Origin of the sequence: Cohnella soli, from assembly GCF_042655525.1 — a bacterium.
Classification (GTDB): domain Bacteria; phylum Bacillota; class Bacilli; order Paenibacillales; family Paenibacillaceae; genus Cohnella; species Cohnella soli.
Genome location: NZ_JBHSMI010000052.1, coordinates 192,623 through 206,217 on the forward strand (window position 1 = coordinate 192,623; position 13,595 = coordinate 206,217).

16 protein-coding genes and 2 pseudogenes are annotated in these 13,595 nt (G+C 54.2%); 13 read left to right on the forward strand and 5 right to left on the reverse strand.

Annotated elements, in window-relative coordinates:
• Nucleotides 1–24 precede the first annotated feature (24 nt).
• The 8 genes from ACFPOF_RS24900 to tatA all read left to right on the forward strand — a co-directional run bounded on the left by ACFPOF_RS24900 (nucleotide 25) and on the right by tatA (nucleotide 5,796).
• Entirely contained in the window at nucleotides 25–678 is a 654-nt protein-coding gene (locus tag ACFPOF_RS24900) for a response regulator transcription factor (RefSeq protein ID WP_378137778.1), read from the forward strand.
• Entirely contained in the window at nucleotides 671–1,798 is a 1,128-nt protein-coding gene (locus ACFPOF_RS24905; RefSeq protein WP_378137780.1) for a PAS domain-containing sensor histidine kinase, read from the forward strand. The genes ACFPOF_RS24900 and ACFPOF_RS24905 overlap by 8 nt, the downstream gene beginning before the upstream one ends.
• A gap of 259 nt (nucleotides 1,799–2,057) precedes the next feature.
• Nucleotides 2,058–2,462 carry a cupredoxin domain-containing protein gene (locus tag ACFPOF_RS24910; RefSeq protein WP_378137782.1) on the forward strand — a complete coding sequence of 135 codons (405 nt, stop codon included), beginning with the start codon at nucleotides 2,058–2,060 and terminating at the stop codon, nucleotides 2,460–2,462.
• Between the two features lie 45 nt (nucleotides 2,463–2,507).
• The gene (locus tag ACFPOF_RS24915) at nucleotides 2,508–3,029 is read left to right on the forward strand and encodes a DoxX family protein (protein WP_378137784.1); all 522 of its coding nucleotides are present in this window, start codon (nucleotides 2,508–2,510) and stop codon (nucleotides 3,027–3,029) included.
• 105 nt (nucleotides 3,030–3,134) lie between these two features.
• Complete coding sequence (locus tag ACFPOF_RS24920) at nucleotides 3,135–3,287, forward strand: cytochrome c oxidase subunit 2A (protein ID WP_378137786.1); 153 nt, start codon at nucleotides 3,135–3,137, stop codon at nucleotides 3,285–3,287.
• A 17-nt stretch (nucleotides 3,288–3,304) separates the two neighbouring features.
• Entirely contained in the window at nucleotides 3,305–3,775 is a 471-nt protein-coding gene (locus ACFPOF_RS24925) for a cytochrome c oxidase subunit II (RefSeq protein WP_378137788.1), read from the forward strand.
• Nucleotides 3,776–3,786: 11 nt separating this feature from the next.
• Nucleotides 3,787–5,421, forward strand: coding sequence for a b(o/a)3-type cytochrome-c oxidase subunit 1 (locus tag ACFPOF_RS24930; protein ID WP_378137790.1), 1,635 nt, complete (start codon nucleotides 3,787–3,789; stop codon nucleotides 5,419–5,421).
• Between the two features lie 195 nt (nucleotides 5,422–5,616).
• Nucleotides 5,617–5,796 carry a twin-arginine translocase TatA/TatE family subunit gene (tatA, locus tag ACFPOF_RS24935; protein ID WP_378137792.1) on the forward strand — a complete coding sequence of 60 codons (180 nt, stop codon included), beginning with the start codon at nucleotides 5,617–5,619 and terminating at the stop codon, nucleotides 5,794–5,796.
• A gap of 498 nt (nucleotides 5,797–6,294) precedes the next feature.
• Here the strand turns inward: tatA and ACFPOF_RS24940 are convergent.
• The 4 genes and pseudogenes from ACFPOF_RS24940 to ACFPOF_RS24955 all read right to left on the reverse strand — a co-directional run.
• Nucleotides 6,295–6,429, reverse strand: a pseudogene (locus ACFPOF_RS24940) (VOC family protein); the annotation flags it as partial.
• 85 nt (nucleotides 6,430–6,514) lie between these two features.
• A complete protein-coding gene (locus ACFPOF_RS24945) occupies nucleotides 6,515–7,030 on the reverse strand; it encodes an SRPBCC domain-containing protein (RefSeq protein ID WP_378137794.1) in 516 nt (171 codons plus the stop codon).
• Nucleotides 7,031–7,059: 29 nt separating this feature from the next.
• Entirely contained in the window at nucleotides 7,060–7,398 is a 339-nt protein-coding gene (locus tag ACFPOF_RS24950; RefSeq protein WP_378137796.1) for an ArsR/SmtB family transcription factor, read from the reverse strand.
• Between the two features lie 106 nt (nucleotides 7,399–7,504).
• A complete protein-coding gene (locus ACFPOF_RS24955; RefSeq protein WP_378138539.1) occupies nucleotides 7,505–8,587 on the reverse strand; it encodes a lipocalin family protein in 1,083 nt (360 codons plus the stop codon).
• A 145-nt stretch (nucleotides 8,588–8,732) separates the two neighbouring features.
• Here ACFPOF_RS24955 and ACFPOF_RS24960 point away from each other — a divergent pair, with 145 nt between their 5' ends.
• Nucleotides 8,733–10,949, forward strand: coding sequence for a heavy metal translocating P-type ATPase (locus tag ACFPOF_RS24960; RefSeq protein ID WP_378137798.1), 2,217 nt, complete (start codon nucleotides 8,733–8,735; stop codon nucleotides 10,947–10,949).
• A complete protein-coding gene (locus tag ACFPOF_RS24965) occupies nucleotides 10,949–11,629 on the forward strand; it encodes a sulfite exporter TauE/SafE family protein (RefSeq protein WP_378137800.1) in 681 nt (226 codons plus the stop codon). The genes ACFPOF_RS24960 and ACFPOF_RS24965 overlap by 1 nt, the downstream gene beginning before the upstream one ends.
• 9 nt (nucleotides 11,630–11,638) lie before the next feature.
• On the opposite strand, the gene ACFPOF_RS24970 is transcribed toward ACFPOF_RS24965, so the two are convergent.
• A complete protein-coding gene (locus tag ACFPOF_RS24970) occupies nucleotides 11,639–12,058 on the reverse strand; it encodes a hypothetical protein (RefSeq protein WP_378137802.1) in 420 nt (139 codons plus the stop codon).
• 100 nt (nucleotides 12,059–12,158) lie between these two features.
• Between ACFPOF_RS24970 and ACFPOF_RS24975 the strand changes: the two are divergent.
• The 3 genes and pseudogenes from ACFPOF_RS24975 to ACFPOF_RS24985 form a co-directional block, all read left to right on the forward strand.
• Nucleotides 12,159–12,557: pseudogene (locus tag ACFPOF_RS24975) on the forward strand (alkaline phosphatase); the annotation flags it as partial.
• Entirely contained in the window at nucleotides 12,541–12,705 is a 165-nt protein-coding gene (locus ACFPOF_RS24980) for an alkaline phosphatase (protein WP_378137804.1), read from the forward strand. The pseudogene ACFPOF_RS24975 and the gene ACFPOF_RS24980, both read left to right, overlap by 17 nt.
• A gap of 530 nt (nucleotides 12,706–13,235) precedes the next feature.
• Nucleotides 13,236–13,580 carry a YojF family protein gene (locus ACFPOF_RS24985; RefSeq protein WP_378137806.1) on the forward strand — a complete coding sequence of 115 codons (345 nt, stop codon included), beginning with the start codon at nucleotides 13,236–13,238 and terminating at the stop codon, nucleotides 13,578–13,580.
• Nucleotides 13,581–13,595 lie beyond the last annotated feature (15 nt).

Consider the following 13,595-nt stretch of genomic DNA (forward strand, 5'->3'; position numbering starts at 1 on the left):
CATTGGAAGATGGGGGGATAGATCATGGTTCGCGTGATGATTGTGGACGACCATGCGGTCGTTCGTTCCGGACTCGTGAACTTGCTGCACGGCAAGATGGGCATCGAGATTGTCGGGGAAGCAGCGGACGGAGACGAAGCGCTTGTCAAAGCGGAGACGAATGTGCCGGACGTCGTTTTGATGGACTTAAGCATGCCGCACGGCAAAGACGGATTAACGGCTACGGGAGAACTGAAGAAGCGGATGCCTAACGTTGAAGTGCTTGTCCTAACGATGCATGATGACGAAGAGTATTTGTTCCGGGCTATTCAAGCCGGCGCTTCCGGTTATTTGCTGAAGAGCGCGCCTTATGAAGAACTGCTGTCGGCCATTCACCATATCGCGTCGGGCAACGCTTACTTGTATCCTTCGGCGACGAAGCGATTGATCGGCGATTACTTGGACAAAGCGAAGAACGGCGAACATGCCGGCACGTACGATCTGTTGTCCGACCGGGAGAAGGAAATTCTCGCGAAAGTCGCTCAAGGCTACTCCAACAAAGAAATCGCCGAGGCTCTAGTCATCAGCGTCAAGACGGTAGAGTCGCACAAGAGCAATCTAATGGAGAAGCTAGGCTTGAAAACACGACCGGATCTCGTCAAATACGCGCTGAAGAAAGGATTGCTGAGCTTTGAGTGAATCCGCCTCTTTCGAACGCGAGCGGGAGCCGTCGCCGGATATCGCCGCGAACGTCGATACGTTGCTGTCCGGGCTGGAAGCGCATATCGGCGATCCGGCGTTCGGCAATCTCGTCAAGCAGTCATTGAAGCAACTGGCCGACGTCAAGTTCGCGCTCGACGAAGCGTCGATCGTTGCCGTCACGGACCGTAAAGGCACGATTTTGTACGTGAACGACAAGTTTTGCGAAATATCCGGCTACGACCGCGAAGAACTGATCGGGCAAGACCATCGCATGATCAACTCCGGGTATCACGACAAAGCTTTTTTTCGGTCGCTGTGGACGACGATTTCTTCGGGAAACGTATGGCAGGGCGAAATTCGTAACCGTTCGAAACTCGGCCGTACGTACTGGGTGGATACGACGATTGTGCCGTTTCTTGATGCGCAAGGAAAAGCTTATCAATATTTGGCGATTCGCCATGAGGTAACCAGGCTGAAGGAGACGGAAGCCGAACTGCAGACGATGATGGCGCAATTGATGCAAATCCAGGAAGAGGAACGCCGCCGGTTTTCCCGCGACTTGCACGACGGCATCGGCCAAAGTTTGTTTTCTCTGAAAATTTCGCTCGACCGGCTCATTTCCGAAGGCGCCGACCCGAGGCTGGAAGCGATCGGCCAAGATGTATCGCAACTGATGAACGAAGTGCGCGGGCTCGCGTGGGAACTCCGTCCGTCCGTGCTTGACGATCTCGGTGTCGTGCCGGCACTCAGGACGTATATCGATTCGTTCGAGAAACACTACGGCATTCGTGTCGGTTTCCAGTGCGATTTGCGGAAGAGGCTCGGCTTGCTCGAAGAGACGACGATGTACCGGGTCGTCCAGGAAAGCTTGACGAATATCGGCAAGTATGCCGGCGTGTCGGAAGCGTCTGTATCGATCAAAGATTTGGGGACGAACGTGGAGGCGGTCATTGAAGACCGCGGCGTCGGCTTCTCGCGCCAAAAAGCGGGCAAAGGCGTTGGCTTGTTCAGTATGGAAGAACGGGCACGGGCGGTATCAGGAGAACTTTCCGTCCGCACGTCGCCGGGAGAAGGAACCGTCGTGCGGTTGACGATGCCGGCAAGCGCAGCGCGGTGATGAAATGCGAAGAGACGTGGCATCAACATTTTCGAAGACCAAAGAATCCCTAATTTGAGGGGTTCTTTTTATTTTTACTTGAGCATCAGAAGAAGCCGTCGGGGCTTGGACTCCGGCGGCTTCTTTACGTATTGCACTACGCTTCGTTGCACAAGATTATGTCCGAAATGTGGAAGTCGAAGAGAGTGTGAGATTCGTCACATTGCGGCCGACGCAACGGGAGTAAGATGAGGTCATCCAATAACGGGAGGGACAATAAATGACAAAAAGATTCGGGGTATACGTTCTGGTGCTGGCGACGGCCATCGCGCTCGCAGGGTGCGGCGGCAAAAACAACGCCAATAGCGGAGAGAAAGCGTCGTCCAGCCCATCGGCCAGCCAGGCTGCAGGTGCAGGCGCAGGTGCGCAAACGATCGAGATCGACGCCAAAAATTTTGAATTCGATAAGAAAGAGATCAAAGTCAAGAAAGGCGACACGGTTAACCTTTCGCTGAAAAACAGCCAAGGCAACCATTCGATCAAGATCGACGGTTACGACGTCGTCGTGAAGGCAAATAAAACAACGACGTTTACCGCAGACAAAGCCGGGGAGTTCGAATTCGTCTGTGCGACAATGTGCGGCACAGGCCACGGCGATATGAAAGGCAAGCTGATCGTGGAATAAGAACGAACATCGCAGTTCAATTACATCGTAAAGGGGATGACCGTCATGGTCATGAAAACGTTCAGGGAAAATGTGTGGGTGGCTGTTGCAATTACGCTGATTCGCATTTACGTCGGTTGGCAATGGCTGCACGCAGGTTGGGGCAAATTGACGAACGGGTTCGACGCCGGCGGGTTCCTGAAAGGGGCAATCGCGAAGCCGGTCGCCGATCATGCGACGAACGCCGTTATCTTCCCGAATTATACGGGATTTCTGGAGCACTTCGCCTTGCCTAATGTGAAACTGATTAACTTCCTCATTCCAGTCGGCGAGTTTCTGATCGGCCTGGGCCTCATTGTCGGCGGATTAACGCTGACGGCTGCTTTGTTCGGGATGATGCTGAACTTCCTGTTCCTGTTCGCAGGTACGGTAAGCACGAATCCATGGTTGCTGCTGCTGGGGATGATCATCTTCCTCGCTGGCACGAATGCCGGACGATTCGGCCTTGATGCGGTGTTGCGTCCATTGTTCCGCAAAGTCCGGACCAAAATAAAAGGCGATAAAACGACAGCCCACGTCGGTGGATAACATCGACTGCGCTCGTCGCTGACAGCCGAAGCGACGGAAGCCCTGAACGTCCGAAGCAGGACGACCAGGGCTTCCGTCGCGACGAAGACGAAGGAGGTGATTCGCATGTCCGTATCGGGCAAACCGAAATCGAACGATCAACCGAAACCTGAAGATCAACCGGCGCTCCGGGGGACGTTCGTCTCCGTCATGTTGCTGGGAGCTTTCATCGCTGTGACGTGGGTCGGAGTTTTCATCTTGTTCGTCTCGCGAAATTAATGAGGGAGTGACACCGGATGCACTTGCACCGATTGGAGAAAATTTGGCTATCGTTCGGCATCGCCATGTTGGCGGTCTTCCTGATCGTACTTGGCGCGACTGCGTTCGGAAGCGGCATGAAGCCGCCGAGCGAGCATCATCATGCGATCGATCCGACGAAAGTATCGGAGACGGCGCCGTTCGATAAGCCTGGACTGACACAGACGGGAGACAAGCAATACGAAGCGGTTCTCGTCGCTTATGCGTTCGGCTACGAGCCTCAGACGCTCGAAGTACCCGTCGGATCGACGGTCGATTTCATGATTACAAGCTCGGATGTCGTACACGGATTCAATATTATCGGGACGAACGTGAACTTGATGGTCGAGCCCGGCGAGGTCAGCCATATCTCGCACGTGTTCGACAAGCCGGGGGAATACTTAATTATTTGTAACGAGTATTGCGGCACCGGGCATGAATATATGAAAACAACGATCGTCGTGAAATAGGAGGGGAACGGATGAAATCTTTCGACAGAAACGACGGGAAACTCGTTCTCGCCCATGTCCTGTTCGCATTCGCGGCGCTGCTCGTCGGCGGCATAGCCGGCATGCTGCAAGGGATGGTAAGGGGCGGGACGATTACGCTGCCCGCGAACATCGGCTATTATGAGCTGCTTACCGCTCATGGCGTCTTGATGGCACTTATTTTCACGACCTATTTTATCGTCGGCTTCCTGTATTCCGGCGTCTCGCATACGCTTGGGGGCAAACTGCTTCCGACGGCGCGCAAGCTAGGATGGATCGGGTATGCGCTCATGTCCCTCGGCACTGTTATCGGCGTTGTTGTGATTTTGCTCGGCAAAGCGACCGTTCTATATACGTTCTACGCACCGATGAAGGCGTCGCCGTGGTTCTACATCGCGCTCGCGCTTGTCGTGATCGGTAGCTGGCTGAGCGGTTACGGTATCTTCTACCAATACTCTCGCTGGCGCAAAGAAAATAAAGGCAAGCTGTCGCCTCTGTTCGCTTACATGTCAGTCATTACAATGCTGCTCTGGCAAGTCGCGACGATCGGCGTAGCAGTAGAAGTTGTCGTGCAGCTTATCCCATGGTCTTTCGGATGGGTCGATAATGTTAACGTCGTGCTGAGCCGTACGCTGTTCTGGTATTTCGGCCACCCGCTCGTTTACTTTTGGCTTCTGCCCGCATACATTTGCTGGTATGTCATCATCCCGAAAATTATCGGCGGCAAAATTTTCAGCGATTCTCTCGCCCGCATGTCGTTCGTATTGTTCCTTCTGTTCTCGATTCCGGTCGGTTTCCACCATCAGCTCATGGAGCCGGGCATCTCGTCTTTCTGGAAGTTCCTGCAAGTCGTTCTGACGTTTATGGTTATCGTACCGTCGCTGATGACGGCATTCTCTCTGTTCGCGACCTTCGAGCTGAACGGCAGAGCGAAAGGGACGAAAGGATTGTTCGGCTGGGTGAAAGTGCTGCCTTGGGGCGACGTTCGGTTCTTCGCTCCGTTCATGGGGATGCTCATCTTCATTCCTGCCGGAGCGGGCGGGATCATTAACGCGAGCAACCAGATGAACGCAGTCGTCCATAATACGCTGTGGGTCACGGGCCACTTCCACTTGACGGTGGCGACGAGCGTGGCGCTTACGTTCTTCGGCATTACGTACTGGCTCATTCCGACAATTACGGGCAGGACGCTGACGCGTAAAATGAACCGGTCCGGCATTATCCAGACGCTCGTCTGGTGCGTGGGCATGTTCATCATGTCGGGTTCGATGCATACGGTCGGTTTGCTCGGATCGCCTCGCCGCACTGCCTACACGACGTACGACGACCATCCGGACGCCGTGCTGTGGATGCCGTATCACGTCGCGATGGCGATCGGGGGCATCATCCTGTTCATCGGAGTCATCCTGATCGTCTGCAACATCATCGGACTGCTGCGTGCGCCGAAAGGAGAGACCGAGTATCCGATCGGAGAGCAGGCGGAAGGGGCGGAACCGACGCCTCGCTACCTTGAAAGATGGGGCATCTGGCTTGGCATCGCCGTCGCGCTTATATTGTTCGCTTACACCATTCCGTTGATCGATATGCTCCGAAACACGGTCACATCTCCGGGGTACGTCACCTGGTGATGCGGAAAAGTCACGTTACACAACCGCCCCAGTCGATGATGTCGTCGACGGTGGCGGTTTTTCGTTGTTACGCCATACCGGAAAAATAAGGACGAACTTCGCAGACGAATTTCGCAGGCTTGACACTTGGCATTGCGATCATGTACGCTACGGCAATATTCGTGAATTGACGGACAAAGATGAGGTGAACGATGTTTGCCACTTAATATCGGGATGACGGGAATTATTTTGCTCGTCTTGATCGCGTTGCTGCTGTTCGGGCCATCGAAGCTGCCGCAGTTTGGAAGAGCGATCGGGACGACGATCCGAGAGTTTCGCGGTAGTGCGAAAGGGCTTATAGAGCCGGATAAAGCTGACTCGAAAGAGAAAGAATAACCATAAAGAATTCAAGAACCCTGTCTTTTGCCTTATGGCGGAAGACAGGGTTCTAACTAATAATCCATTTCCTTTTCTGGGTAGTTGACGGAAGGGATGAAAAGTCATGTGTATAAAGCATGTGGAAGCAGCACTTTTTGTTAAGCTAAACGAACCAGTTGGGGTGTTCCGCGAATTCTAACGGTTGCCATGGCCGTTATATCGCGGATATTGGTCATTTGCGAATCTAACGATTGTATTTGCGGCTATTCCAATGTTTTGATGCGATACGAGGAAATCTGCACCATATAACGTCGCTCATAACCGTTAGAAATTCAATGGCACCGTTTTTGACTGGTTAACGGCTGTGGCAACCGTTTAGATTTTTGTGTTAGCGGTTCAATCCCGTTGGGGTCCGCCAAACAATAAAGTAAACACGACAAGATGGTTTGTCATACTGCCAAGACTTTCTCGACAGAATGAACCGCCCAAGGACGGGCGGTTCATTCAAACCGATTATTACTTCTCCGATACCGTAAAGTAATTTTCTTCATCATCCGCGAAGTTAAACATTCTGCCTGTAGGAAGCTGCACAATATCTCCAACCTTGATGATTTTGTTCTTCAGGTCGCTATATAACGCATCGAAATTTTCCGGCACTGGACTCTTCCGTGATGACCTCGAATCCAAGGTTTGCGGTCCAATTTTGTTAATCATCAGTTATACGCTCTTCATAAGGTTATTTAAGCGACGCCAACAAATCGCCCAAGCGATTCCAGGTTTCTGTGATACCTTGCATCATGCCCATGTCCATGACGGTTTTAAGGGCTTCGGCGGATACATATTCGGAACGGTTCACCAACTTGGTCTTGCCGTCCACTTCAATGAACTCCATCTTGATTAGGGTCGAAGGCATAGACTCGTTAATATTGCCTTCGGCATCCGAGAAGTAATCGTTGTAGACGATCGTTTCCGGCTCGACAATTTCCTTATAAATGCCTTTTCCCCACGATTCCATGCCATAAAATTGACCTTGATTCTTATCTTCGCACTTCATACAATAGTGCCACACGCCGCCCGGACGAAAATCGACAGTGCAAACCGGGACTTCCCAGCCTTTCGGTCCCCACCAACGTTTCAGGTGCTCCGCTTCCTTAAACATTTGGAACACAAGATCGCGAGGCGCGTCGAATACGCGCTCCAACACCAGAACCCGATCATTTTCAACTTTCGACACGATTTCGTTGTTAGACATGAATAATACTCCTCCTAAAATTAACGATGTTATGTTTTTTTCTTGTTCTGCAGCTCGCGTAAATAATTATCCAGGTTATCCATGCGTTCCTCCATGATGTGCCGGAACGACTTCACCCATAAATCCATCGCTTGGAAGGGCTCGGATCGCAGCCTGTAGAACCGACGATTCGCTTCGGCTTGCACTTCTACAATTCCGCTATCGCTAAGTACTTTTAAGTGTTTCGACGCTTGAGGCTGGCGAATTCCCAGTCGATCGGCGATTTCGCCAACGGTCAGAGGGCCGTCGCGCAACAGTTGAACGATATTCATGCGGCTCGGCTCAGCTAATGCGCTAAGCGTGGAGATGTCCATTTCGGACCTGTTCATGACATGTTGCTCACCTCATCTGAATTGTTCGGATCAACTTGCATCTCACAATTTTAATATACACAATAGGGAATATTCCCGTAAAGGAATATTTATAGAAAAAATTTCACGGTTTCGCATACCCGACCAGTTCGACAAAACCGTTGCCTTCGACGTGCATCCGGCGACCGTCCGGTGCGACCGCTTCGCCGATGACGGTGCAGACGCCTTCCCATATGTTGCGCAGCGGTCCGATAATCGGCATCTCCTGATTGGCGAGGAGTGGAATGACGACAAGTTCCAACGCGAAGTCAGGCAAGGAAAGCTGCCATTGCGCCGGATAAGTCGCTCCGCTGCTCTCGCTTGTCCAGGTTCCTGTCTCCAGCCAGCCGACGCGCTCCGATTGCGCGACTGAGCCGTCACTTCGAATGTGCTTCGCTACAATATACGGTTTTGATTCAGGCTTCGCCTTACGCAGCCTGCTGACGATCAGATCGTTGCCGTCTTTCATTTGCAAGCCGAACCAATCCCAGCCATTCCCAAGCAGAAGTCCGTAATTTCTCCCCCATTGATGGTCGAACCAGCCTTCGCCCCATAACTGCTCTTTGCCTTCAGCCGTTTGCAATTCTCCGATCACGCGATTGCGCGTTACGGAATAATAACGCAGTCCGTTAAGATCACCTTTCTCGTCAATAAGGGATATTGGCTTCAGCGGGGAGAAATCTAGCGAGAGAGTGGATGTGGATGTCGTTAACGACACCCGAAAAAACGAGCTGACGTCGTCAGCAAACGTTAGTCGGTGAAGGCCATACTTGAGTCGCGTAGGTCGGGCAAGAACTTCGGATGACGGCAAATAGCGGTGGGGAGAAGGGAGCTCGGCGCCGCTCAGCATTCGTCTGTACAGGCTCCACGTATGCGTATCCCGAGGGTTCTTCAGCAAGTAAGCCGGCAAGTAGACGCCGGTCATTTGAATACCGAGCATCCGGTCGATCTCCGAATGACTTGAGATACGAGCGTCGCCTAACCGGTGAAGCGAATGAATAACGTAGTGGCCTTTCGGAACGGCAAGTTCTCCGACGCGGAAAAAGGAAAACATGGCGGCATAACGGTTGCCTCGGTTGCCGGACAGCAGTGCGTAGCCGTACCACCATTCAACGTTCGACATCGGGTGGGTGGCGGCGTCTTGCGGGAACGTGATGACATCGGCCATGCGGTTCACAGCGATCACTCCTTATGTGAATCAACGTATGTGGGCGCAGCAGGAGGAGTGATAGCGAAGCCTATTCTTGATTCCAACTGCCGTACATACGATAGGAGCAAGATGATTGTCCGACCCGGACAGTTCGGAGGCTCGTATGAACAAGGTGGAATTACAGATTACGGGAATGACTTGCGCCGCCTGCTCCGCTCGTATCGAGAAAGTGTTGGGACGGATGGACGGCGTGGAGGAAGCGACCGTCAGCCTGGCGACCGCGACGGCGGTTGTTCAGTGGCAGCATCGGCCGGCGCTGGACGCGGATGCGATTATGGATAAAATTCGCGGGTTAGGCTATGGAGCGGAGAGGAGAAGGAGGGAAAACAACGTGTTCCTCGCAGAGTCGGCCGACTGGAGGAGGCGTTTTCTCATCTCGTTAGCGGTGTCCGCGCCGCTGTTTCTCGCCATGGCCGCTCACGCGCTCGTTCCGCTAGGCGTCGTCGCTCCAGCATTCCTGATGAACGGGTACTTGCAATGGGGGTTAGGTTCACTGCTCGTGCTTTACGTGGGTTACCCGTTTTACGCGAACGCGTATCGGGCGCTGAAGTCGGGGATGCCGAACATGGATGTTCTCGTTGCGTTAAGCGTTACAGCCGCTTATTTGTATAGTCAGTACATGACGTTCCGTCATGATGCGGCGCACATGAATCATGAAGACCATAACATCGCGGCGCATCCGGACCTCAGCTTCGATTCGATCGCGATGGTGCTGACAGCCGTCACGTTCGGCAAGTGGCTCGAAGCCATCGCCAAAGGCAACGCTCTGCGCAGCCTCACTTCTCTTCACGGGCTACAAGTCGCTTCAGCTTCGCTTTTTGCCCCGAACGGGGAGAAGCTTCTCGTACCGTCGGCTTCGCTTCGAGTTGGCGATGTCATCGCCGTACAGGGCGGCGAGACGATAGCTGCGGATGCGGTCGTCGTGGAGGGGATGGCAGAAGTCGATGAGTCGCTGCTGACCGGCGAGACCCGGCTGGCGCTCAAAATCGCCGGCGAGCGGCTGTTCGCAGGAACTCGCCTCGCGAGCGGGCAGTTAGTCGGCCGCGTCACATCGGCAGTGAATGAGACTCTTCTCGCCCGAATGATCTCTTACGTCGAGGAAGCGCAACAATTAAAACCGCGCATTCAGCGCAAAGTCGACATTGTCGCGGCGTACTTCGTACCCGCTATTCTCGTCGTGGCGGCTGCTTCTTTCGCGGCATGGTCATCGCTGGCGACGACTCAGCAAGCGTTCACGGCGGCGATCGCCGTATTGCTCGTTGCCTGTCCTTGCGCGCTTGGCTTGGCGACGCCTGTGTCGATGCTGATCGGCGTAAGCCGGGCAGCGAAAGCAGGTATTGTGTTTAAGGAAGGAGGCATGCTGGAGGCTCTAGGTCGTACCGATGCGATTGTCTTCGATAAGACGGGAACGCTTACGGTAGGCAGACCCGTCGTGACAGCCGTTCATTCGGAGACGCTATCCGAAGCGAAGCTGATCCGGCTGGCGGCGTCAGTCGAGGCGAGATCGGAGCATCCATTCGCTAGAGCGTTGTTAGAGGAGGCGGCGATACGGAAAATAGCGCTGGCGGCACCATCGGCCACGGAGGAGATCGCCGGGCGCGGTATTCGCGGCGTCGTTGAAGGCTGGCGAATCATCCTCGGGCATGCCGGATGGTTCACAGAGCTTGGCATTGCTGTGCCGGAATGCAGTCGGATTACCGATGAACGCGAGGAAGAGCACTCGCGTCTCGAGGTGGCATTGAACGGCCGCTGGGTCGGGTCAGTCAGCTTTGGCGACACGCTGCGCGAAGACGCGGCTGCAACTGTCGCCTTGCTGGCGAAGGAAGCGGAGCTTTGGCTGGCGACGGGGGATGGGGAAGGGGCCGCGTTGCCGATCGCGGCAGAGGCGGGCATCGTTAACGTCAAGGCGAGGTTGTTGCCGGAGCAGAAGCTGGAGCTTGTTCGCAGCTTGCAGCAAGGCGGCCGTAGCGTCGCGATGATCGGCGACGGCGCGAACGATTCGGCTGCGCTGGCGGCCGCGAACGTCGGCTTGACGATGGCCGGAGGCAATGCCGCCGCGTTGCAAGCAGGCGACGTCATCTTGCTCGGCGGGCGGTTCGCCGCCGTACGCGATGCTTATGGCATTGCCAAGGCGACGATGCGCAACATTCGCCAGAATCTTGGCATTGCGCTTCTCTACAATGTCGTTATGGTTCCACTGGCAGCATTCGGCCAGCTCAACCCGCGCATCGCGTGCTTGTGCATGGCATCAAGCTCGCTGCTTGTCGTTGCCAACGCCTTGCGCCTGCGCAATGTGCCGATCGGCGGAGGTCAAGCCTGATGACGGGCGACACGTTGGTCGTCGCCATGCTGGCTGGTTTGACCGGCGCGCCGCATTGCGTCATCATGTGCGGCGGCATTGGCGCGTCCGTCGTAATGGAAGCAAGACGTAACGCCATCCGCTCTTTGCTCGCGTACCACTTCGGTCGCGTGACCACGTATGCGTTGACTGGCGCCGTTATGGGGGCTGCGGGCTCCTTTCTGAACATCGCGGGCCGTTTTGTCGGCTTTCAAGCGATTGCCAGCATTGTCGGCGGCGCGCTTATTATTCTCTGGGCATTTCGCAAATACGCTATACCTCTGCACGCTGCGCATTGGCCGGGAAAACATAGGATGAAGGCGTTCGTCGACCGGTTAAAAGGATCGTTCGAGTTGACAGCGCTTTTTCTGACCGGACTGATGCTTGGTATGCTGCCGTGCGGGCTGACGTACTCGATGCAGATCAGGGCGGCTTCAACCGGATCATGGGCGGAAGGTTTGTTGACGCTGCTTGTTTTCGGTTTATCGACGATTCCTGTTCTGCTTGTCGTTGCTTTGTCTGCGAAAGGTGTCGGGGCGAAGTGGAGGCGGAGTCTGCGGCGGGCAGGTTTCTACGTGGCGATGACGATGGGCGTGTTGACGATGATGAAAGGATTCAGCGCGAATGGTTGGATTCCGTCGATCCATCCCTGGCTTTGGTGATGCCGGGCGTTAACCAACGTCGAATGGTAGTGTGACCGAGAAGTGTTCTTTGCCGATGCTAATAGACGCTTCGGCTTCCCATCGGCCTCTCATAACGGGAATGCCTGCTGCTTCATACGCACCGGGTTTTGTCGATTGCACCGTTGTAGGGATGACGCCGCAAAACATACGCGGCATCTGAAGATTCATTGTTACGCTGGCATTCGGGATCGGGCGGCCTTCAACATCGGAAAGCGACATGGCAAACTTGCTCATTTTCATCGGGGCAACCTTGTTGCCTGAAGCTGACAGGACGATATGGACGCCATTCTGCGAATAGACGACTTGAGCAGGTGTCTTGGCGTCTTGGCCTTGCGAATGACGCAATGGCCAACTTGCGCCATACAAGGCGAGCAGGACGAGGGCGACGATCGCTAGCCGTTTGGTCATGGGACCCCTCCTTCGCCCCAATTGTATGCGCCGACTATCGATTTCAATACTGTAGAGGAAATCGCCGTTTCTCAGCAGGTTTGTCACAGCCGTAACGGCGCTGTCAGTAACGAGTTTGATGTTAGCGCGCCCGACGAGCGATGTGCAAGCCGCGTCTTCGCAAGCGCAAAACGTCATTTTGTTCATAGGCGACGGTATGGGTGCGGCCCATCGGAACGCGATACGTCTGGCGACGGTCGGTGAATCCGGCAAGCTTGCAATGGACGATATGCCATTCGCCGGCTTGATCCACACGAGTTCGACTTCCCCCGTTACGGATTCAGCCGCAGCCGCGACCGCTTACGCGAGCGGGATCAAAACGTATAACGGCGCAATCGGCATGGACGTGAATAAAAAATCGGTCAAGTCGATTATGGAATACGCGAAAGCGGCCGGTAAATCGACCGGTGTCGTCACGACGAGCCAGGTGACGGACGCGACGGGTGCGGCATTCGGCGCATGTTGACTGGACGACGTCGGACCATACGGCCGTCGACATTCCGATTACGGCAATGGGCGCAGGCGCAAGCAACTTTACAGGTATCTACGAGAACACTGACGTGTTTAAGAAACTCGTGCAGACTCTCGGGTTCCGCATCAAGAAATAATCGTAGGCTTAAATAGCTTTGAAATAGTTTGAGCGACGGGCCTTAGCTTCCACTTTGAAGTGGAGCTGAGGCCCTGAGTTACTTTCCAGGGGTGTTAGGGTGTGTCTGGAAACACGCTCAGGGGCATCTTTCATCGCCTTTTCGCGCTAGGAAACATGAGCTTTATTTTCCCTTTTGCCAATATCCCTTTCGCTCAGGGATGCAGCCCGGTTTAGAAACGTCTCTGGGCATCCTTCAGCTTCACTTCCTATCCAAAATCGACCACACTTCCTGCTACCTGAGCGAGCGGGATATTGGACAAAGGAGATTTTCTCCCCGATGGCTGCAAGATTCCTGAGCGAGCGGGATATCGGCAAAAGAGATGATCGATGGCCCCTTATCTTTAGCTGCACACCCCGCGTTGCCCCTCGGCTCTAGCATGCATAGGAAATGTCGATTAGTGGTATAGCACTCGCTTGTGTTAAAATATGTTCATTGTCGCGAACTCATCATGATGCATCATTCGATTCACGGCGTTAGGAGGCTGGAGCATGCAACTTATCGATAAAGCGCAAGTGCAGGCGATGATCGATCGGCTTGCGGGACAAGAGCTGTACATTCATCTGGAAATGACGATGGGAGCATATGCTTCCCACGTAGATAGTTCGAAACATCCAGCGGCGACTTTTATATCGAACGCCGTCATCCGTTACGGAAATGGCTCGATATCCGGCAATGGCCCGTATCGCGTCGGCTTAAAGACCGATCATGGCTGGGTGTATTCGGAAGGATTAACCCATTACGAAGACGAAGATCGGGAACGGCTCATCTTGGCAGGTCACGACAGCCAAGGAAAGCTGATCGTTGCGCTGCAGTTGAGCCGGGAACCGTTCTGACGGATAGAGGAGAGG

Bases quoted from the DNA above. Each gene is read 5' to 3' on its own strand.
- ACFPOF_RS24970 (WP_378137802.1), bottom strand. From the start codon at position 12,058: ATGACCAAACGGCTAGCGATCGTCGCCCTCGTCCTGCTCGCCTTGTAT.
- ACFPOF_RS24900 (WP_378137778.1), top strand. From the start codon at position 25: ATGGTTCGCGTGATGATTGTGGACGACCATGCGGTCGTTCGTTCCGGA.
- ACFPOF_RS24915 (WP_378137784.1), top strand. From the start codon at position 2,508: ATGGTCATGAAAACGTTCAGGGAAAATGTGTGGGTGGCTGTTGCAATT.
- ACFPOF_RS24920 (WP_378137786.1), top strand. From the start codon at position 3,135: ATGTCCGTATCGGGCAAACCGAAATCGAACGATCAACCGAAACCTGAA.
- ACFPOF_RS24955 (WP_378138539.1), bottom strand. From the start codon at position 8,587: ATGGCCGATGTCATCACGTTCCCGCAAGACGCCGCCACCCACCCGATG.
- ACFPOF_RS24950 (WP_378137796.1), bottom strand. From the start codon at position 7,398: ATGAACAGGTCCGAAATGGACATCTCCACGCTTAGCGCATTAGCTGAG.
- ACFPOF_RS24985 (WP_378137806.1), top strand. From the start codon at position 13,236: ATGCAACTTATCGATAAAGCGCAAGTGCAGGCGATGATCGATCGGCTT.
- ACFPOF_RS24925 (WP_378137788.1), top strand. From the start codon at position 3,305: ATGCACTTGCACCGATTGGAGAAAATTTGGCTATCGTTCGGCATCGCC.
- ACFPOF_RS24930 (WP_378137790.1), top strand. From the start codon at position 3,787: ATGAAATCTTTCGACAGAAACGACGGGAAACTCGTTCTCGCCCATGTC.
- ACFPOF_RS24910 (WP_378137782.1), top strand. From the start codon at position 2,058: ATGACAAAAAGATTCGGGGTATACGTTCTGGTGCTGGCGACGGCCATC.
- ACFPOF_RS24945 (WP_378137794.1), bottom strand. From the start codon at position 7,030: ATGTCTAACAACGAAATCGTGTCGAAAGTTGAAAATGATCGGGTTCTG.
- ACFPOF_RS24960 (WP_378137798.1), top strand. From the start codon at position 8,733: ATGAACAAGGTGGAATTACAGATTACGGGAATGACTTGCGCCGCCTGC.
- ACFPOF_RS24965 (WP_378137800.1), top strand. From the start codon at position 10,949: ATGACGGGCGACACGTTGGTCGTCGCCATGCTGGCTGGTTTGACCGGC.